This is a genomic window from Pedobacter sp. G11 (assembly GCF_003860265.1).
GTDB classification, from domain to species: Bacteria; Bacteroidota; Bacteroidia; order Sphingobacteriales; family Sphingobacteriaceae; genus Pedobacter; species Pedobacter agri.
Window position 1 is genome coordinate 4409657 of sequence record NZ_CP034190.1, and the last position, 22138, is coordinate 4431794.

Here is a 22138-nt window from a genome sequence, read left to right on the forward strand (position 1 = left end):
TCAGAGTAATTAAAAAATGCCAATGTTGGTTTGATTGAGAACTAGCGTATTTTTTTGAACCTCGTTTTCATTACAGCTATGCAATTTTCCTGAAGGATAAACACTTCGGAGGTTCTGGATAATTTCTATAAAATCTTCAAGGGCTTTTACCCTTTCAGTATCGTCTGTGTTGACCGAATTAATTTGAATAAGCCAGTTTTTGTAAGCTTTTTCGAATTGATCCATCTGCAAAGGGCTTACCCAACAAATATTCATTGCAATATGTGCCGGACTTTCTTCGCGTAAGGTTTTCTCAATAAAAGCCCGAAAATTACGATCTCTAAAACGATCAGGCCAATAAGGCATCACCGCTGTCATTACGAAGCTGTAGGTATCAGTGATTTTGCAGCTTTCGCAGTCAACATCAGTATGAATATTAAGTAGCTTATCAAGATTGTTCTTAGGCCGCAGTAGCAAATGCTCAATCAAATGAATTCCTTCGCGGTTAATAAAAGTATCGTTAAAAAATTTAACCATATCTAGCACCGCCTTCTTCTCTTGTTCAGCCTTTATCACGATTGTTTTTGGAGTAATACTTTTTATATCAAAAACCCTGGAAAATAAAATCTTAGAACCGTCTACCTTATCCAAGGCAATAGAGGAAACAATAACTGTTTTATTGCCTTGATAGTCGATTTTTATCACATTAAAATCGACCATTACAACCGGCGAAATCACGAATGTTAACGAATTGCCTGCACTGATTCTGGAAGTGAGATCAATATTATTAACAGTTAGTTCTCGACCGTTCTCATGTATTATGACTGCAAAGGTTTCCGTAAAATAAACTTTCCCATCAGGAAAATTGCTCGGAAGTATTTCGTCAATTTCAATTTTGATATTTGCACCGGTGGCAACTGTATTATTTACGGTGTAGGTACCATTATTTGATGCAGAATTGATTATTTTAAAGTGCTTTGAATAAGGGCTATCTTCGATTATTTCAGCTAATGGCTGATTGTAATTTTTACCCTGATGATCGCCAACCGTATTGCCATAGGTATCGAAAACTTCAAAATGGTAGTTAGGTTCATAGTTTATGGAATTTTGTGGCTCGAAACGGTAATAATCTTCATCTGAAGCGAATTTGATAAACTTCCAAAGTAGACTCATTTCGGTATTGCTGATTTTTTCAGCTTCATCAATACCTTGAACCTCCGGACCTTCAAGTATTCCTTTAAAGATTATCTTTCTGTCCTGATTTCCCTTTGGTTTATCGAACAGTTGGTATTTAACCTTGTGTAAACTAGGCACAGAAGTGGCGTCTACCTCATGAGTGATGATCTCAAAATAATTTCTAATTGGAGGTGTTAAATTTTTTCGACTTGCTAAAACATGATTACATAATTCATTATAGCACAAGCCAATATGATCTTTAATTAATGTTTTGGCTGCTGTGATAGAGAAGTTCAAACTTTTGCTGCAGGCGATTGATTTACGGGCAACCCGGTCTTCAAAAAGTATTACCTTGAATTTACCCGCTACACTTCCTTCAACAATTTGGTAATTATTAAGAAGAACGCCTGCACTGATTAGCTTTTCCATTTCCAGTTTCGCAGCCGCTACATTAGCATGGCTCCGAGTGCCCTGGAAATAAACCTTACTCCCAACTTTGGTTTCTATACTACAATCTGTTAGGCCGTTGATAATTCTGAATGCCGGAGAAAAAAACAAACATTCTGGTTTTTTCGGATCAATACCTAAAAGTGATGTGATGCGTTTTTCATAACCCGAAATATTTTCATAATACCAGCAAAGTTCATTTTTATAATTGAAAGCCTTGCCACGATTACTGCTAATCTCAGGATAGGCATTTAAGAATGATAGCTTATCTATTATTAACTCAGCTCCTGCCTTTTGGCCATCAATGGTATAGGCTATTAGTGCATAGTCGCTAAATTGCTCGCAAAACCGGGCAAGCAAATGATCTAGGAAACGGTTTTTTCTTTCTTCAAATTCCCCTTTAGTTTCGGTAATACCTTGTAGTTTTGTTGCGTAATCTGGCGTAAATATCTGCTGATCTTGCGCATTTGGCACCACCTCATTTGGTATTGCATTTAGTGACTCGCTGAAATAAGATTTATTAAGTAATGGCTGATCATACTCATCAAGCTCCTGATTTAAACTAAATAAATATTTTAAGCCGTTTACTTGCTGAAGATAGCCATATAGCAACTGATCGAAAAAAGAGAGGAAACCCTTAAATTGTTTTACATTGGTTAATCGTTCCTGGCGGGCTGCTTCATCTTTTGGCAGGTTGGGAACACCCTCAGCTCCAACACCATATACTAATGGGAAATCTTGCTGAATGGAACTATAATCTGTTGTTTCCCGCCAATTTCCAGTTGGTAAAGGTTTGTCTAACACCGCATTTGCCGGGTAGCGTTTTTTTGCTGTTGCAAATAAAGCGTTCAATTTCAGCTGCATATCATCCTGATCGAAAGCGAATGGAAGGCTGTTCTTATAAAAAGATAAATTTGAAGCAATAGTTGATAGCCTAGGCACGTAAAACTGATCAACTGCCAGCGATAGACACCATTTAACACTTTTTTGCGCAATCGCACCATCATCATCTTCAGGAAAATTAGCCAGTTGTAAACCGCTGGCAGAACGTACAACCTTTTTGCCATCGATTTCAGTATTCATGATGATTTGAATGATATCACTCACGCGGATAGTACACCTTTGTGCAGATGCACTTAGTTCATCATCATCAATAAAGCCATGTTCTAAAGCTGGTCCTTCAAAAATATCTTCTGTCGACTTCCCTTTTGCTTTCATATCAGGCAAGCTGTAGAAATAAACCTCGGGAGAAAGAAATTTTGAAATTTCGAAATAAATTCTGGCAGCAACAGTCGCCGCATCAGCAAAAGGATCAATTTCGATATCGCCGCAAATGGCTATCTCCTCTACCTTTAATGCCTTGGAGTTGAAATAGTCTTCGCAAAGCGGCCGGCTATCATTTAAACGATCATCTGCCTTGCTAATAATGCTGTTAATAATTTTAATTTTAGCTTTATAGCGCTGTAAAATCCCACCGGCATCTTCAAAAATGAAATGATTAATCAAATTATCTAATAGATTTAACTCTGGAATATCTACCGGAACTCCTGAAATGGTTTTAATGCCTTTTAGTGCTACAGTTGAGTTCGGTTCGTTGCTGTTCCATAACAAATAACCAGTTGGCATTTCATCAAACTCAATCTTTAGGTTTTTAATTGCAGTGATGATGGATGTATCATTTTGAAAGTCGATTTCAGGCTCGTCCCAACGTGAAAAATGAACATTAATTTTTATTTCCACTCCATTTAACAATGGGTCGGTAAAGTCGCGGACGATATAGGTTCCGGATAGTGCATTTGAATTTAAATCGCCATGTTTAATGGATTGATCAAACTCCAATAAAAAATTATATAATCCTTTTATAAAAAAACCATCTTCATCCGTTACGGTTGGGAAATAATCAAGTTTTTCTTTAACCTTATCTACGTAGAGCTTCATCTCTGAATCTGTGGAAGGCAATGCCCAGGCGTTTTTGATCCCAAGTATTTCCCCATCAGCCACCACCGCAACATCCATTAACAGCTTACGAAAATCTTTTAGGGTAACAGGTGCATTATGTAAAATCTGCCTTGCAGTAAAGAAATTCTTGAAATCAACATCGCCTTCAGTTTCCGGATCATTTGCAAGCAAATCTTTTATGTCAAAAGTAAGCCGGTAGCCTAAATCAGTAATCGCATAACAAAGTGCTTCGAGTGTAGTCACCCCAGGATCATGCAAGTTATAATCTGTCCAGATGGTTTTGCTCAGTTCCTGAATCCTTTTCAAACCGATTTCCCGAAGCCTGTCAAACCGCATGCTTTCCAATGGCAAATCATTTTTTGATATGGTTGTTAAGTTGCTCATTTAATTACATCCACATTCATTTAAAGAAACAAATTGTTTACTTGATTTGATCACATTGTCATCGCAATCAGCACATGAACAATCAGGATTTTTTACACCAGGCAAATCTTTTATATTGACGATGCTGTGATCAGGAAAAGATGTCAAAATGCTTGCAGCTGTTGCAGTTTCAGCTCGTTCTATATCTTTTGTTGATATATCTTCTAACCCGGCCGGTCTGATCAAATACATTTTAAAACAGGTGATATAATCTACATAGCTCAGCTTTTCTAATTGATATATCAGTGTCGACTTTTCGATCTTACCGCCAAACTCGAGCTGGGTAGCACTATTATTTATCCAAGGTGCCAATAATGACTTTATGCTTTCTTTAAGAAGTGGCAAATAAATATTATCTGCATAACCATCCTTCAACTTAACATGAAAATGCAACCTGATCTGTTCGTAAACTGGGTTATGCACTTGCACTTGCGCAAAGGATGATTTTCTCTGATTCACAAAGTTTTTAATTTCATTGAGCGTGTTTTTCGATACTTTAGGTTGCAGTGGATTTGGAGCGTTCGAAATTGAAATATCCGGAACAGCAATAATGGTAACAACACCAGGCGACAAAGCATTATAGCTGGCTACATTGCCATTAAAAATGGTATGGCCAATACACTTTACGGTGTAAACATCAGCAAACTGAGCCAGAATCAAGCGCTCATAATCCCACAATGTGATGGCTCTACCCTTGTGCCGAAGTCTTTCACTAACCCTTAAATAATAATCGTTACCTTGTTCTGCTGGCTTGCCATCAAATGAACCAAGAGGCTGTGCTATTTTTTTAACCGCGGCGTCTGGTTCTCTTAATTTACTAATTACTCCGGGTTCAATGGAAAGCTTTTCTGGAATCACATCGTCGTATGAATTGAATTGTGCTTCGGCAGCCTGAGCGGTAACTGATATGATATCACAAACTGCCAGTACATCTTTTTCTACGCTTGCCCGGAGCCAGCTATAGCCACCAGGCATTAAGGTACTGGTACTATTCACCCCTGCTGGAATCCTTAAAGTAATGATTCCAGTGGTTAAAAGACCGTTTGTTTGTTCCCGAAGAATAGCTTCATCTTCGAAATCTTTCCAGGTATCATCATGAAGGTATGACCATTTCACAATGGCTTTGTTGTAGTCAGGGTTTGAACTGCCTTCACTTACCTGAAACAGCAAGCTGATATTTTGAGGCGCAATGGCATCGACCAGCCCTATATACAACTCTCCTTCATTTTGTAATTTTGGCAATAAATAAGCCGAACCCTCGTCTGGAGTTGGCCGCACTTCAGCCTGACCAAATGGTGTAATATGGAATAATTTATGAATTTGATTACCGGAAGAAAAGGCTGAAGCAGTTAAAGCTATTTGAGCTTCTGCGGTGTAATCCAAACTTAAATTGTGAATAAGCGGCGTGTATGGGGAATTGGGCAGTTCAATGCTTGATAAATCTTCTTTTATATTATTTAAAATGGCACGACTGTAGGCTAATTGATAGTCTGCATGTCCGAATTTGCCATCTGTAAACCGCAGCTTCAGGAAGCCACGTTCTGTGTTTAGATCGTAACCTGCTCCTGCATCGGTATTATAATCTGCTGCCAGTTCGTTGGGAATGTTGATATCGGCATTGAACTGAGCTATTGGAGCACTGGAATCCCCGGCACCAAAAAGATTAACTTTCTGAGGTGTATTTGGCGCTAGCGAAATCCAACTTCTGTGATCTAAGAAAGTAATTTCGCCTTTGAAACTGGAGTTATTTACATAGTTACTGAAGAGTTTCTGGATTTCTTGCTGCTGCCAATATTTAGGTATTACACTATACATTTGCGTTGAGAGATTGCCAACTGAAACATTCGCACTTAGTGTTTTCGAAACTGGTTGAACATCTATTACAGATTTGGCTGACTCGTTTTGCATTTGTGAAGCGGGCTCTTTTTTATCGGAAGACGATGCCAATGAAGCATTTTGCACCGTCACGATAGGCAGAAACTCAAATAATTTTGCCGGTTCAGCGTATGATTTGTAATAATTATTGAATGCCATGGCCGGCAAATTCAAAAATTCAAAATTGAGTTTTAAGCTGGAGAGTTTTTGCTGAAATACCTCAGTACTACCAATATAGAAATTAGCACCAATGGTTGGTATCGACCCAAAAATTTCCATCGGCTTCGAAGCATCGAGTTTACCCAAACTATTTTGAACCAAAAGATTTTTAACACCTTTTACATCAGTTTTTATTTGGATATTTTCTAATGGTGCAAACATTAATGATTCATAAAGTCCATCAGCTGTATTCAGCTTTATTTGGATTACAGGATAAGTTGTTGAGTACGGCTCTACATGAAGTTTTGGGTTATAATCGATAATTTTTTGAACGCTTTCGTTCGCAAGCAAAACCAGTTGAAAGGATTTACCTGTGAGACGAACTGAATCTATACTAATTTCTTCCCATCCTTTCTCCGCACTAGCCAAAGCTTTAAAATTTGCTTTTGTGAGCGTTGGTATTATGCTATTACCTGCGGCATAATTGATTTGGATGATAATTTTGCGTTGACCTTCAGCAAGCCGAAATAGCGGTGAGCTGATAGCAAAGCCGATATTTCCTTTTGTTCGTTGCTTGGTACCAAATGCTTCCCAGCTTCCATCCTGATTAATCATCTCTCCCCCAATACCGTCTCCTGAATTTGCTACAGGCGAAATCCAGATGTTGCATTTTTCAGTAGGATCAACCAGAATCGATTTCAAACTACCCACTCTGGCCTGGCTAAAACTAAATTCAGAAAGCAGTTTATAGAACTGCTCTTTTTTATCACTGTTTTTTCCAGCTTTAAATTCAGTTTTTTCCTTTAACACATGTTGCGAAATGTGTTTAGCCAGTTCAATGGTTAAGTATACTTTGTCGGGCGAGGCAGTTTTCTTCTCAAAACCCAGAACGGTTTCATAAAAATAATCGAGATGTTTGGCTGTAAATTGATTAAGATCTTGCTGTGCAATAGCATAAAGATCTAAAAATGCATCAAAAAGCGCCAGATGTGGCTCGGTCAAACCATCATCCCTAATTTCATCGATGTTAAAAACTGTCTTCCAGTTGCTTTGATGCGCCACATCATCGTAATAATGATAATTCACATAAGCACTTAAACGATCTGCGAACTGATAAAGGGCCGCTTTATCTCGTTCATCAATGGCAACAAAAGAAGCATCCAAGGCTTTGGGCAAACGATTTAAACGGTTAGTGCCGTTTCTTGGTGCGCTATTTTTGTTGCAGTTTTTATTCATCGTTTAAAGGTTTGTTCCTTCGTTCAAATAATATGGATAAACTATGTTATTCCGCGTATTGGTGCTTCTAATCGTATATTCCACAACCAGATTAATCATTCCAAGCTCTTCATTTTTAAATACATCGAGTTTATCTAGTTTAATCCGGGGTTCGTAATAGATTATCGCCCTTCTGATTCGTTCAGTAATCCGGGTAACCAGTGTTACATTTATTGGCTCAAATAACATATCATCCATATTGCAGCCATATTCTGCCTGCATTACCCGCTCTCCAACGGCGGTGCCAAATAATATTTCAAGGCTCTGGTTAATATCCGATACCTCACTTGCCATGCTTGTTGCAAACCGATTTGTATCTGAATACTTGTTAATTTTTGGCGGAAAAGCCCAACCTTTTCCTAAAAAGCTACTTTCTGTTTCCATACTTATCCAATAGTTACCGTAGGACAACCTACCACGGCAGACGCTCCACAGCCGCATACATCTCCGGTTCTTACCGCAGGCTTGCCGCCAATCATTACCGTTGCACTGCCCGCTACAAACGGACTGGCTGGTATATGCCCTGGTGGTGGTATCACGCAGGTATGCATATCGCCGATAACTGTAGCTGGCATGCCTCCGATTAACACGGTTGGTACTCCAGGACCTGTTACCAAACCGCCATGATTGGTAACATCCGTTGTTCTTACTGCATTTGGCATCTCTAATTAATTTGAACTATACTTCCTTTAACTTTTGTAATCGCCGAGGAACTCAATTCAACTCCGCTACTTCCTTCTAACTTAAGTTGAGCATTACTGGATACTGATATATTGGTTGCCTCTATTTTGATATCGCCTTTTGCTTTTATCTTCAAATCCTTACTACTTTCAATGGTGATACCGCTATCGTTAGTCTGTATTTTATTCCCATTTTGATCTTCAATGGTAATTGATTTTTCATCTTCGCTGAGTGTAAATTTGTTTCCAGCAGGTGTTTCAATGCTGACAATCTTTTTCTCATCATTGAACAATATCTGAATGCCACTTCTCGTCTTCAACCCTTTTTCATGGTTGTCATCCTGATATGGCAAGTGAGGCGGATGTGCGCTACTGTATAACCTGCCTAAAATCACTGCATCCCGGGGATCATCATTGATAAAACCGATAATCACCTCATCATCAATTTCAGGGTTCCAAACCCAACCACGATCTTTGCCGGCATCAACCATGGCTAACCTTGCCCAAATACCATCTCCGTTTTTTTCAACTGTAGGCAGCCTCACCCTAATCCGGCTTTCGCCTTCAGGATCCTTTTCCAGCTGCGTTACAATACCGATTTGCAAACCGTTTACTGGCGGAATAATTCCGGTAGCTGGCTTTTCGACCACATCATCAAACTTATAATGATGAAGGGCTTTGTCCAATCCAAACTGTACGTGACTGTACCAGGCGGCCTCGCCAGAATAAGAATGAATAACACCTGTTACCAGGCATTTACCACCAAATCGATCGCCGATTCCTTTTAATTCCACAATTATTCCTGGCTTAAGCTTATTATCGCCTAAAACCCTAAAGTTTCCGATTATCCGGTTGAGCCTGCTCCTAAACAGTTGTCCCGTCGCCCATTCTGCTGATTCTTCGGCTGACAAATTACCTGAATGAAAGGAGCTGCTGTTTTCCCATCCGAGAACTTCTGCCAACTGATCTCCAGAAAAATTCCCCTGCTGTGGCAAAGATTTAGCATTTGAGGAGCTTTCTGTAATTTCTTGATTGGTGTAATTCCAATTTTGTGTAATCACTTCCGGGTATTGTGTCCTGGCGTCCATCTGTGCCTCAAAATCATAAATATCAATACCATAAGTATATGTTGCTGCTATCGCTTGATTCACATCAGGTCCGGCGATGGATAATTTTCCAGCATCTGCAATAACCAAGGCACTATTAAGCTCAGCTCGGGTAACTATGAAATCCCAATTGCTGCAATTAAACTGAATGAGTTGCTTATGCTTTAATTGAAGATCATTTAAATCATAAGTGAGTCCACTTTGGCTTAAAATTTCTTCGATCACATCTCCGTCACTCACTTCTTCCCAAATTCTATTTTTTCTACCGGCAGTAAGTTTAATCGACTTGTCTCTGCATTCTATTTCCAGGATGCTGCCTTCTTCATTAGCTTTAATCATCTGACTGATAATCAAACCCGTAAAAACCACTTCATCTTTACCATCATAACCGGCTAAAATTGAAATTTCGGCACCGGGAACGAAATCGGCACCATTGCTTAATTCAAAATTTTGTGCAGCAGCACTTCCATCCATTACAACCACTCGGGCTTTAGGAATAGTATTCACAATATTGGTTATCACAATTTCCAATATTCCGATTGCATCAGACAATGGCTGGCCTCCGATTTTGATACTTAATGACTGCACTCCCGTGTTTTGTGGCATATCTTAAAATTTTTCAATCGGTGGAAAGGAAATACGCTGTCCCTGTTGCAACTTTCTGAAGTTATTTATTTTGTTCGCTCTAGCTACTTCCAAATAATATCGATCCGTTTTGTAGATGTTGTATGTCATCAATGGCAAAGGACTATCGCCCTCAACATTTCTGTAGTGTGTTAAATCCGGAGAGTTTCTTTGCAGTTCATTTGATTGTTCCACCAAAGAGGTGTAGCTGGTAAAAGTGCAGTCTGTTTTTGCCCGCAAAGGCTTACCAGTATTATCAAACAAAGTATATGTAACCTTTACTGCAGTGAGCATACCCTGAAAAGTTAATTCCCCCCAATGAATTTTTAAATAGTTTGGCTGGTGAGTATCATCCTTAATTTTAAAACAGGTATCTATGAATTTCTCTATGACCTTATGTACGGTTTTATCCCTTTGAATATCAGATTGAAAAGCAGAATTACCTGAATAAGATGCTGAAGTCGCATCCCACAATAAATCAAGCTTTAATTCCCGTCCTCTAGAAGATTTAAATTGACCAACACTATCTGCAGCATTGGCTGGGGCACTGTTATCTAACTCGTTTTTGTATTCTATAAAATAAGTATTTGGGTTGTACAAAACCTTAAAACTTTCTACAGGCGAACCCGAAAAATTATCAGTGGTATACACATCAATTATGAGTTTTTCTAAATTCCCAAGTTCTCCAAAAAGCTGACTAAGTGCCATAATTACCTTTCGTTTTTATTTTTAATCTGTTGTTTTAATTCCTCTAGTGCTTTTTTCATTTTCCGGTCGGTAGCTGTTTGTCCGGACGGACTTGCCTGCACCGAGCCGGCAACATTATTGGTAACCGTGGCTGTAATATTGAGCTCTCTTATTTCTACTGGCATAATCTTTAAATATCAATTCGTCTGAAATACTGATGGGCAAATTCAATGCTTTCAATTACAATTCCGTTTTGTTGGGCATTAAAACCTTCAACAGCCCATTTTATTGGGTAGGCATTTACAAAATTCCAGGCCTGCAGCGGCGTATGGTCTTCGTTTAAAAGGATTAATGTAATGTCTCTGGGTTTAAACGTAAAAGATTCGACGCTTTCCTTAAACCACTTCATCGCTGAAGAACCGATCAGCATGCCCCGTTTAAGGGTGAGGTTGCTATAGGTGATTGCCGTTGGTAGTTTATGCGCAAAGCGATTTTCACCACCTTCTTTATATTCCTCTGTCGCAATATTCGCTTCCAAACCTGTAACATCTGTGAAACCGATATCCGGCATTCCCGGGTACTGAAGTTCAAGTCCTTCAATCCGAAGCAAGAAATGAAAACCTACCGGAGGATATTTCGCAACCATAACTGCTAAGTAAATTCGATACTTAAACCCTCATGCGCAAGTTCTACCGTTTCTATAGCCACTTCGTTCCCGGTAGAATTAAGCGTTGGCCCATCAACCTTTGAAGGCCAGGCGTTTCGTACTTTCCAAACCACAACAGGTTCGTGGCTTTCATTAAGCAGGCTGATGGTTAAATCTCTGCGCTCGATTTTATTTAAGCTTACCGTATTAAACCATTGAAAAAGTTCATTATCACCTTTTGTGATACCTCTTTTCATTGATATTGCTGTATATTGCTGCATACCAGGCATTTTGGTGACATGATACTCCGGCGAGCTACCTTCACGGTAGTCGATTGCCTGCGTTTCTACCGTTAAACCACTAACCTCCGTGAAGCCAATTCTTGAGCCGCCCCATTCCACCTGGAAGTGAAAAACCGGCAATGGATAATTATTTGCCATAATATTTAGATTTATAATAGGTTATTCTTGTAATTTATGTGAGAATTTCAAAATGATAAATTCTGCAGGACGAACCACGGCCATGCCAATTTCGACATTCATCCTCCCCTCCAGAATATCAAGTGTAGTCATTGTAATGCCTAATCCGATTCGAACAAAAAATGCATCATCTGGCTTTGCTCCTTGTAATGCACCTTGCCGCCATAACTGATTGAGGAAATTCTCGCACATGGCTTTAACCCGTAGCCATGTATTTGCATCGTTAGGTTCGAATACCACAAATTCAGTAGCTTTCTTGATACTCTCTTCCACAAAATTGTAAAAGCGCCGTACAGAAATATACCTCCATTCATTATCATTTCCTGCCAGGGTTCTTGCACCCCAAACCAGCGTTCCTTTACCTGTAAAAAATCGAATTACATTAATTGATTTTCCTGTAGTCGGATCGATATTTAAATTTTCCTGTTGTTCGGCAGTTACCTTAAGCGACGGGCCAGTAACCATCCTCAAACTTTCATTTGCCGGTGCCTTCCATACGCCACGGTTACTATCAACCCGGGCCATTACACCAGCTACGGCCCCCGATGGAGGCAAATCAATAAAATTTTTATCAATTTCTGCTTTTATAAGCCGGTAGGTATTCAGGTCAATCGCTTTGATGGCCGATAAACTTTTTCCATCATAAGCCCCATTGTGTTTAATGAGAATATCGTTTTCGTTGTAACCGTAGTTCAGTGTACTCTGTAACCATGGATAATAAACGCAACCATATTTTAAATCGGCAGTGCCTAAATCATCCCTGATAATTTTAGCATCATCGTATGGAACTGATGACAGCTTCCAGGCATCGAAAATGGCAATGCGATCTTGCAGCTTATTGCACAAAGCCAGAGCGCTATCATACAAATCTTTATATCCCGATTTTGAACCTGTATTCTTTTTATGTTTATCTGTAAAGATTAGTAATGTCGGCTCATCAACCTTTGCTACTGCATCCAAACAAGCAATACCTTCCGGGTTATCAAAATCTGTTGTATAGCTTCCGCTAGATATGATATAACAGGGTCCGCCACCATTTCCAAAATACAGCTGCAAAGTATAATACATGTACATTCCACTTACCGATTCTTTTCTGGCATTGCAGGTAATGGTTCTGTTTTGCACCTTGGCATCAACAATTACATCCTGAATAGTTGGTAAACCCGTTGTTTTAAATACATCAGCCTCAGACTTTGCTCCGCCAAAATACTTTTGATAATCTAAAAATGAAGTAATCCGGATGGGTGTAGGAAGTTTATCAACCGCTGGAAAAATATCGTCTCCATTTTCATCTTTAGCAATTTCTGTTCGCCCCATAAAAGCTGGTATAGCCGTTTCAACCGGAGCAACAGATGCAGGAAGTTTACTGATTTCCTCAATGTAAACGCCTGGGGTTTTATAGTTCTTTGCCATTTGTTAAGATTTTGCTAATAAATGAGAGAATTTTAAAATAATAAACTCTGCCGGACGCACCGCAGCCATTCCAATTTCGATGATTAACCTGCCTTCCAGAATATCGAGTGAGGTCATGGTGATGCCTAAACCAACGTTAACGAAATAAGCATGTTCCGGCTTTGCGCCGGCCAGGGCTCCCTGTCGCCACAATTGATTCAGAAAGTTTTCGCACATGGTTTTTACCCTCAACCAGGTTTTGGCATCATTTGGTTCAAAAACCACAAACTCAGTTGCCTTTTTAATGCTTTCCTCTACCATGATGAAGAGTCTCCGCACCGGAACGTATCGCCATTCATTATCGTTTCCCGCCAACGTACGGGCGCCCCAAACCAAAGTGCCTCTTCCAGCAAATTTCCTAATGGCATTGATACTTTTACCTCCGGTTGGATCAACATTTAAATAGTCTTGATCTTCATCACTTATGGACACTACAGGTTTATCTACCGTTCTTACACTCACATTCGCAGGCGCTTTCCACACCCCGCGTTCGTTATCAACTCTAGCCATCACACCTGCCATCATACCGGATGGATAAAGTGGAACTGTAAATGCGTTTAGCGCAGCCTTAATCTGATTGAATAAAACAAAATCTACATTATCGAAACCGCCGGTTAAAGTTGGGGAATCCAGCTTTAAAGCAATTGCACCTCCTTTTGGGTCATACACAATTGAAATATTATTTCCTGTAGCCCCTGCTTCTAAAGCCGTAATGGTAACTACTTTGCCTGATAACTGAGCATTGACAAACAACTTGAGGTCATTATGCGCATTAATCACATCCTTTAAACTTTTTGCTGTCGCCGTTGTGTTACCGTCGATTGCAATTCCACTAGTTCCAAATGTCAGGCTAATGCCTGAGATGCTAATTGATTGATTTTCCGTTGGGACGGTCTCTATCGTAATTTTTGTAGTTGCTGCAACAGATACTTGTGCTGCAGGTTTAACCACATCGGTAATTGGCTTTTTAGTATCTCCTGCAGATTTATAAATACCTGCATTGTCACCGCCGCGGTTATCTCTTGCAATGAAAATATTTTGATCAGCGGTACGGTTGTAGACTGCACCACTTTGTATTTGTGGATAGTAAGCCGCACCATATTTTAAATTATCTGAGCTGATAAAGTCGTTCCTAAACTTATCAGCCACCAAAACTGGCGTGGTCAGGCTTGCCTGTGGTGCATCAAGGATGGCAAACCGATCTTGCAGCCTAGCGCATTGGGCAAGCATGGCATCATTTAGTTCCTTTATCTGGGAGGAAGAAGATAAACCTACAATTTCAGGAATTACCAGCAAGGTTATCTCATCTTCCTTTTCGCAGGCATCCAATCCGGTTTTTAACTCTGCTTTATCCAGCTCAGGCACAGCTTTAAACGTCCCGATAGAAACGATGAAACATGGGCCACCTCCGTTTTCATAAAACATTTTTACGTGGTAATAAAGCAAGTAGCCAGATAAAGTTATTGCTGGCGTAACCACAATTTTTGGTAGCGCTGAGCCATTTTCGGGGTTTTCGATAGTGATTTCCAGTAATTCTGGATACGCAGTGCCAAAATATTGCTCAAATTCCAGTAAAGAGGTAATACGCTGTGGCACATTAACATCAAACGGGATTCCATTTTTCTCTCGCTTTGCCGTATAACCAACAAAGCCTGGTATCGCAGTTTCTACTTGGGCAATGGAAGGAGGAATCGTCGAAATTTCTTCAACATACACCCCTGGATGTTTATATGTCAGCGCCATATCTTAATGATTTATTTATTAAACATATACATAAACTTTACTCTCTTCGCCCGCCTGCTTTTCTGGCATTGGATTAGGTAAATTTTTGGAAAGAATCACTTCAGTTGCACCATCTTTCTTACTCAGCTCCAAGCCGGTTTTTACTTTCTCGAAAAACGGAATCTTTATATTGCTTTTGAATAATACAATGGGTGCATCAGCTATTTTATTGATGGGATCGTGGTCATCTGCTGGAACTGGTTTTCCAGCGAAAGTGCAATTCTTGTAAACCGGATGGCCATCTGTACTTTTATCCTTTACAAAAAGATCGAAATCTTCCAAATCGATACCACTTTGATTGATTACATAGTATTTCCAAAAAGTTTCTTTCCTGGTAAAACTGATTGAAAATTTCGTTTCTTCTACAATCTCCTCACTGGCTGGAATGCTGATATGCAAAATGCCAAAGGTAGCTTGCGACTGAAGTTCGGCGCTTTTAAAAACTTTATAGGTTAATAACTCATTTCCTGAATCAGCAGCATTTTTAACGGAGATGATGTAAAGTCCGTCTGGTAGTTTTGAAAGATCAATTAACTTTCCAAAGGTTTCATTAATATTTTTTTTGATTTTGTACGGACTTGATATGGGTGCTCCATTGCTATCGTATTCAATTATCAAATCGTTTTTCAATACAGTTTTCAATCTTAAAGTGACTTCCTCATGTTCTGGCAAATCGAAATTAAAGTTGAATAAATCACCTGTAATCGCATCGAGAATACTGTATTTAAGATTTTTATTTAAGCCATTATTTGTTAAGTAAATCTTTTTATTACTTAAGAAGTTTTTCTGGGGATTGGCTTCATTTAAATTGGTAATGGCTAAAAATTTAGCGGCTTGTTTTAACACAATTCCGAAGTACAAATTGCTTTCCCCTATTCTGATTTTCGCTTTTTGATCTTGATCAGTTTCGCAAATCAGGTTAAAGCCGGTATCAAACGCCTTGTATATCCAACGTTGGTTTCGCATGAGTATCCGCGAACTGTTGGCCGGTATAAAATCCAGATCCTGACACAAACTATCTTCGTAGTAGTTGTGAAGTACGTTAACCGAAAATAATTTACGATAGGCTGTCATGATCTTGTTTTAGTTTGTAATGCAATACTTTCAATTATTCCGTCGGGCGCTAACTGTACATTTTCCTGAATGGTTAACATCCGGATTTTGTACAATACAGATGGCAAATAACTATGTCCGATTATGCTCCAGAAATGGTTCATTTGCTCGAAATTGAAACTAAAAAGCTCCGCACTCAATCGCTCGATTTTGTTATCAGTAAGTGCAAGTAAAGGAGAATTTGCTTGCGTAAACACGCTTTTACCTTGGAAAAATGAAATGACTTGTGAAAGTCTTTTTAATCCTTCCAAATAATCCAGTCGCGGAGACTCAGTTTCTTCATAATGAAAGTTTGCTGAAATAAGAACAAATAGATTAAGGTAGATGTCCGGATTTCTGGTTTCAATATCGCCCTGCATATTCCGTACTGTTATCCGCTGATCTTTAGCCACCCTGTCTTCTTCAATGTTCATCAGCGTTAAGCCTAAAGTTTTGTCAGGGATTGCTAATTTACCGTCGTAAACAATACTTGAAACAACAATAAAATCTTCATTGGTTGTTCCGGCAATATTGTTCAGATTACTATTAATTTCTTTTGAAAGAAAATCTAGAGCGGTATTAATCATAGACAAAAAAATATTCCAGGTTAGACGATTAAGTAAATGATTATCATAAACTTATAAACGAAATCAGCAATAGTTATTAACAAATTCAAAAAAAGTTATCAACCCAAGAAAACATTCAAAATCGTCAAATTTTAATATATCTGCGATGTTTTAACCATTACTCCGACCTATTAAAACATTAGTTATCAACAACTTGAAAGAATATTCCTATTAAGAATGATCTTTCAAACGGGCAAAATATTCTTTCAGAATTCAAGAAGTTAAAATTTAAAAAACGAAACAACCCACTAAACATCTATTTATCAGCATTTTAAAAGTATTACTTTAACTACAATTTATCTCAAAATTGATTTTTTTTAAACCTAAAGTTTAGATAAAGTAGTTGAGAGAGAGAAGACCAAAAATTGAATTGCTATATTTAGGCTAGAAGACCTATTATCATGAATATTGATTCATCCCTCCAATCGAAGCGTATATTGTCGATAGACATTCTCCGCGGTATCGTAATGATCATTATGGCACTTGACCATACCCGCGATTTTTTTCACATCGAAGCGATGACCGCTAATCCACTTGATCCACAGACAACAACAGGTATTTTGTTTTTTACAAGATGGATCACCCACTTTTGTGCTCCGATTTTTGTTTTCTTGTCTGGGCTATCTGCATACCTATCGTCACAGCATAAAACACCTGCAAAAGCAAGTATTTTTCTTTTTAAGCGTGGCACCTGGCTGATTGTGGTCGAAATCGTTATCATTTCACTTGGCTTAACCTTTAATCCCTTTTACAACTTTGTAATTTTGCAGGTAATTTGGGTAATTGGCTGGAGCATGATCTTATTGGGCTTAATGAGCAAAATTTCCCATAAAGCTGTTTTAGTTATTGGTTTGATAATCGTCTTTGGACATAACATTTTGAACCTCTTCCCGCCACCTGAAGGTGAAGGTTTGGCTTTGCTACTTAAAGTATTTTTTACCGCTTTTGGAACAGTTGTTCCTTTAAATCAGGATCATTTACTTGGGGTATTTTATGCCATCTTACCCTGGACGGGAATTATGTTCCTCGGCTACGGCATTGGTGCATGGTATAAACAAGGATTTTCTACAGAAATCAGGAAACAAAATTTGATGATTACTGGCTCGCTGACTATTTTTCTATTCCTTTTCCTGAGATGCATAAATTTGTACGGCGACCCTGCTCCGAGGAAAGAATACGATGATCTTTTCAAAAATCTACTGTCATTTTTTAACGTGAGTAAATACCCACCTTCATTGCAATATACCGCCATGACCATCGGAACTGCCATGTTATTTCTGGCTTTCACAGAGAAGATGAGCACTTGGTTCAGCCGAATTACATCTGTTTATGGAGCAGTGCCTTTTTTCTACTATGTGATTCACTTCTACCTTCTGCACACCATTTTAGTCATTGCGTTTTATGCTACAGGCTTTACCAACGAGCAAATTGTTCAGGTTCCGTTTTGGTTTCGCCCAAGTGATTTTGGATTTAGTTTGACCATGGTTTATGTGATTTGGATTGCTGTTATCATAGCGCTGTATTTACCCTGCAAATGGTTTAAAAAATACAAGGAAACACATAAGCAGTGGTGGCTAAGATATGTTTAAGATTGAAATTAATGATAGTATGCCATGAGTATAAATCGACGAGGAATTGCAATATCCCCGTAAAACAAAGATCATGCATAAATCAAAAAAAAACCGCTGACAAATGCCAGCGGTTCGATACCTCAATCGGGATGATTTGAAATATTATTTTTTAGGTTTTGCGCTCATGTAAAATGTAAGCTTTCCTCCATTGGTAATATCAGCATGTTTAATTTGATGGTTGGTGATTTCTTTTCCATTCAGTAAAACCTTTTGAACGTAAACATTTTTATCGCTTTGCTTAATCGCTTCAACGGTAAATGTTTTCCCGTTTTCTAAATTAATTACAGCATTGTTAACCAATGGGCTACCTAATGAATATACATCAGAACCTGGTGCAACCGGATAGAATCCCATTGCCGAAAACATGTACCAGGCGCTCATTTGGCCGCAATCATCATTTCCACCCAAACCATCGGCAGTGGGTTTGTATTGCATATTTAAAATGTGGCGGATTTGAGCCTGACCTTTGTACACTTCGTCTGTCCAGTTGTAAAGGTAAGCCACATGATGTGCCGGCTCGTTTCCGTGAACGTAACCACCAATAATGCCTTCTCGTGTAATGTCTTCCGTATGGGCAAAAAACTCATCCGGCAAGTGCATACTAAACAATGAATCCAAGCGAGCTGCAAATTTCTTTTTGCCGCCCATTACCTCAACTAAAGAAGCCGGATCATGTGGAACGAAGAAACTATAGTTCCAGCTATTTCCTTCGATAAAACCCTGTCCTTCCGTATCCTTTGGATCAAAAGCTTTTTTGAAGCTACCATCAGCCAAACGCGGACGCATAAAACCTGAAGCACTATCAAAATTATTTCTCCAATTATTTGAACGTTTTAGAAACTCATTATATACATCCATACGGTTCAGTTTCTTCGCCAGCTGTGCAATCGCCCAATCGTCATAAGCATATTCCAGCGTATTGGAAACAGAAACGCCACTTCTTTCAGCAGGAATATATCCTTTATCCATATAATAACCGATTCCTTCATAGTCGCGATGTTTCGCAGTTGTTATACAGGCATCTAAAGCTTTGTTGGCATCGCCATTATAAGTGCCTTTAATAATCGCATCAGCTAAAACCGAAACACTGTGATAACCACTCATACACCAGTTATCATTGGCATAATGCGACCAAATCGGCAACATTTTCAGGCTGCTTTGATCGTAATGCGCCATCATCGATTTCACCATATCATTGCTTCGCCCTGGCTGCATAATGTTAAAGAAAGGATGCAGGGCCCGATAAGTATCCCACAGAGAAAATGTGGTATAATTGGTAAAACCTTCAGCTTTGTGTATGCCCTGATCTAAACCTTTGTATTCACCATTCACATCGGTATAGGTAGTTGGATTGATGAACGAATGGTATAGCGCTGTATAGAAATTAATTTTATTATTGTTTGATGTATTAACCTGGATTTTATTTAACTCTTTGTTCCAGGTGGTTTGAGCCTGCGTTTTCACTTTTTCAAAATCCCAACCTGATATTTCGGTACGCATATTCTGCAAAGCATTTTCCTGACTCACCGGCGATAAAGCAAACTTGATTTTCACTTTCTCCCCTTCCTGTGTGTCAAAATCAAAATACATTTTAAGCTTTTTACCGGCAATTTCCGGGAAGTTTTGATCCTGGTTAAACTTGCCCCAAAAACCGCGGTAAGCCTGTTTAGCATCATAACTTTTTCTGCCATAACTCTTAAATGGCTTTGAGAAACTCATTGCAAAATAAACCGTTCTGGTTCTTGCCCATCCATTGGTTTGGCGATAACCGGTTACCAAAGTATCGTTAACCACACGAACGTAAGTCCATACCGTTTTATCCTCATAATTATAAATTCCGGCCATCAAATCTAAAATGATATGCGATTGATCTGATTTAGGAAAAGTGTACTGATGCATACCAACACGATTGGTCGCTGTTAATTCGGCTGTGATGTTATCATCATCAAGTTTTACTTTGTAATAACCAGCTTCAACTTTTTCATTGGCATGTGAATAGGCTGACCGGTAACCTGCTTTAGGGTTATCGGCAGTACCTGGATTTAACTGCAGTTTTCCTTGCGTAGGCATAATCAGGAAATCGCCTAAATCCGAATGACCGGTTCCGCTGAAATGCGTATGGCTGAAACCCGTTATGGTTTTATCTTCATACTTATAACCTGCACAGTATTTGTAAACATCACCATTGTATTTTCCATTTACTTCGTAAGATAAAGTATCTGTTTCAGGACTTAATTGTACTGCGCCAAAAGGAACAGTTGCCCCTGGGTAGGTATGTCCCATTTTCGATGTTCCAATAATTGGTTTAACATATTGGACCAAATTCTGCTGCGCCGATGCCACGAATGATGACAAAAGAAGACAAGGCAGGATAATTTTTTTAATCATATTCTGAAAAAATTGATTGTATTTTGTTTTAAAATTCTAAGGTATTAATTAAAATGCGAATGTGCATATAAACTTTGACTAAATCGTTTAACCAACATAAAAAATACAAAGTTGCAATAATATAAGCCACGCTACCCGCCTTTGCGAAATCGATTTTTCATCGATTGAAGTAATCTCATTGCACAATCGTTTACTAAAGAAGATTGCCGCGTTCCGATGAAAAACCAAAACTCGAAAGACGATTGCAACGGTTGAAAGTTTATTGCACCGTTTTAGGTGCGCTAAACCAGATTGAAGCGGATACCGGCCCATGAGCCTTAGGCCTGCAGGCGTATGAGCGAAAAGCTGGACGAACATTAATAACAATGCTGGTTCTGCTTTCCAACAGAACTCACTTTCGCTTTTTACAAGTAACTGACTTGCTTTAAATAATTTCAGGTAAATAAACCTTATTTTTGCATCCTATTATTTTAAAATGAGTAAACACGGTAGAATTCTGGTTGCCATGAGTGGCGGGGTTGATAGTTCGGTAGCAGCTGTAATGTTGCATGAGCAAGGTTATGAAGTTATTGGCTTAACCATGAAGACTTGGGATTATGCCAGCGCCGGCGGTAGCAGCAAAGAAACCGGATGTTGTTCTTTAGATAGTATAAATGATGCCCGTACACTTGCTGTAAATTATGGTTTCCCACATTATATTTTAGATATTCGCGATGAATTTGGCGATTATGTAATTGATAATTTCGTTGATGAATATTTAGCAGGAAGGACACCAAATCCTTGTGTTTTGTGTAATACACACATTAAATGGGAAGCATTGTTAAAACGTGCCAATAAACTGGATTGTGAATTTATTGCTACCGGGCATTATGCAAACATTCGCCAGCAAGATAGTGGCCGTTATGTAATTTCTAAAGGTAAAGACGAAAACAAAGATCAATCTTATGTGCTTTGGGGTGTTTCTCAGGAAAACCTTTCTCGTACTAAATTCCCCTTGGGCAGTTTTGCGAAATCAGAGATCAGACAAATGGCTTTAGATATGGGACAGGAAGAACTGGCAAAAAAATCAGAGAGCTATGAAATCTGTTTTGTTCCTGATAATGATTACAGGGCTTTCTTGAAACATAAAGTTGAAGATTTAGAAGATAAGGTTGCCGGCGGAAATTTCATTTTAAGTAATGGAATGGTTGTAGGGCAACATAAAGGTTATCCTTTTTATACCATTGGTCAGCGTAAAGGTTTGGGCGTTGCTTTTGGCGAACCGATGTTTGTTACTCAAATTTTACCGGAAAGCAATACCGTTGTTTTAGGCAAAGCCGAAGAATTGGAGCGTAAAGAAGCCATGGTTCGTAATATTAACCTGATCAAATATGCTAGCATTGAAGAGCCAATGAACGATGTGATTACTAAGATTCGTTACAAAGATGCTGGTATGTTAAGTACCATCGTTCAGGAAAAAGACAGGATGCGTGTGGTTTTTGATCACAATGTATCAGCGATTGCTCCCGGCCAATCGGCCGTATTTTATGAAGGCAACGATTTACTAGGAGGCGGATTCCTGGTTTAAGTATTCTAGCAGATAACATACATCCCAACCAATCGGTTGGGATTTTTTTTTGCCTGCATATTCTATATTGCGCTAACCTATTCTG

Annotated in this window: 16 protein-coding genes; 2 read left to right on the forward strand and 14 right to left on the reverse strand. The window is 38.9% G+C overall.

Going from position 1 to position 22138, the window contains the following annotated elements:
• Nucleotides 1-9: 9 nt before the first annotated feature.
• The 13 genes from EA772_RS19035 to EA772_RS19090 are packed head-to-tail and all read right to left on the reverse strand — an operon-like array spanning nucleotide 10 to nucleotide 16428.
• Complete coding sequence (locus EA772_RS19035) at nucleotides 10-3945, reverse strand: hypothetical protein (protein ID WP_124914547.1); 3936 nt, start codon at nucleotides 3943-3945, stop codon at nucleotides 10-12.
• Complete coding sequence (locus tag EA772_RS19040; RefSeq protein WP_124914548.1) at nucleotides 3946-7254, reverse strand: hypothetical protein; 3309 nt, start codon at nucleotides 7252-7254, stop codon at nucleotides 3946-3948.
• A gap of 3 nt (nucleotides 7255-7257) precedes the next feature.
• Entirely contained in the window at nucleotides 7258-7677 is a 420-nt protein-coding gene (locus EA772_RS19045; protein WP_124914549.1) for a GPW/gp25 family protein, read from the reverse strand.
• A 2-nt stretch (nucleotides 7678-7679) separates the two neighbouring features.
• Nucleotides 7680-7955, reverse strand: a complete 276-nt coding sequence (locus EA772_RS19050) for a PAAR domain-containing protein (protein ID WP_010602704.1) — start codon at nucleotides 7953-7955, stop codon at nucleotides 7680-7682.
• Nucleotides 7956-7957: 2 nt separating this feature from the next.
• Nucleotides 7958-9685, reverse strand: a complete 1728-nt coding sequence (gene vgrG / locus EA772_RS19055) for a type VI secretion system tip protein VgrG (RefSeq protein ID WP_124914550.1) — start codon at nucleotides 9683-9685, stop codon at nucleotides 7958-7960.
• A 3-nt stretch (nucleotides 9686-9688) separates the two neighbouring features.
• Nucleotides 9689-10411: a hypothetical protein gene (locus EA772_RS19060; RefSeq protein WP_124914551.1), complete on the reverse strand. Its 723-nt coding sequence runs from the start codon at nucleotides 10409-10411 to the stop codon at nucleotides 9689-9691.
• 2 nt (nucleotides 10412-10413) lie between these two features.
• Entirely contained in the window at nucleotides 10414-10575 is a 162-nt protein-coding gene (locus tag EA772_RS22170) for a DUF5908 family protein (protein WP_157259010.1), read from the reverse strand.
• A gap of 5 nt (nucleotides 10576-10580) precedes the next feature.
• Nucleotides 10581-11036, reverse strand: a complete 456-nt coding sequence (locus EA772_RS19065; protein ID WP_010602701.1) for a phage tail protein — start codon at nucleotides 11034-11036, stop codon at nucleotides 10581-10583.
• Between the two features lie 5 nt (nucleotides 11037-11041).
• A complete protein-coding gene (locus EA772_RS19070; RefSeq protein WP_124914552.1) occupies nucleotides 11042-11476 on the reverse strand; it encodes a phage tail protein in 435 nt (144 codons plus the stop codon).
• A gap of 21 nt (nucleotides 11477-11497) precedes the next feature.
• Nucleotides 11498-12928, reverse strand: coding sequence for a phage tail sheath C-terminal domain-containing protein (locus EA772_RS19075; RefSeq protein ID WP_124914553.1), 1431 nt, complete (start codon nucleotides 12926-12928; stop codon nucleotides 11498-11500).
• A 3-nt stretch (nucleotides 12929-12931) separates the two neighbouring features.
• Complete coding sequence (locus EA772_RS19080) at nucleotides 12932-14710, reverse strand: phage tail sheath C-terminal domain-containing protein (RefSeq protein WP_168187602.1); 1779 nt, start codon at nucleotides 14708-14710, stop codon at nucleotides 12932-12934.
• A gap of 18 nt (nucleotides 14711-14728) precedes the next feature.
• Nucleotides 14729-15823, reverse strand: a complete 1095-nt coding sequence (locus tag EA772_RS19085) for a hypothetical protein (RefSeq protein ID WP_124914554.1) — start codon at nucleotides 15821-15823, stop codon at nucleotides 14729-14731.
• Nucleotides 15820-16428, reverse strand: coding sequence for a DUF4255 domain-containing protein (locus EA772_RS19090; RefSeq protein ID WP_124914555.1), 609 nt, complete (start codon nucleotides 16426-16428; stop codon nucleotides 15820-15822). The genes EA772_RS19085 and EA772_RS19090 overlap by 4 nt, the downstream gene beginning before the upstream one ends.
• Nucleotides 16429-16868: 440 nt before the next feature.
• Here EA772_RS19090 and EA772_RS19095 point away from each other — a divergent pair, with 440 nt between their 5' ends.
• Nucleotides 16869-18056 carry a DUF1624 domain-containing protein gene (locus tag EA772_RS19095; protein ID WP_124914556.1) on the forward strand — a complete coding sequence of 396 codons (1188 nt, stop codon included), beginning with the start codon at nucleotides 16869-16871 and terminating at the stop codon, nucleotides 18054-18056.
• A gap of 144 nt (nucleotides 18057-18200) precedes the next feature.
• Here EA772_RS19095 and EA772_RS19100 read toward each other — a convergent pair whose 3' ends face one another.
• A complete protein-coding gene (locus EA772_RS19100) occupies nucleotides 18201-20486 on the reverse strand; it encodes a GH92 family glycosyl hydrolase (RefSeq protein ID WP_168187603.1) in 2286 nt (761 codons plus the stop codon).
• A 475-nt stretch (nucleotides 20487-20961) separates the two neighbouring features.
• Here EA772_RS19100 and mnmA point away from each other — a divergent pair, with 475 nt between their 5' ends.
• Nucleotides 20962-22053, forward strand: coding sequence for a tRNA 2-thiouridine(34) synthase MnmA (gene mnmA, locus EA772_RS19105; RefSeq protein WP_116168011.1), 1092 nt, complete (start codon nucleotides 20962-20964; stop codon nucleotides 22051-22053).
• Nucleotides 22054-22138: the final 85 nt, after the last annotated feature.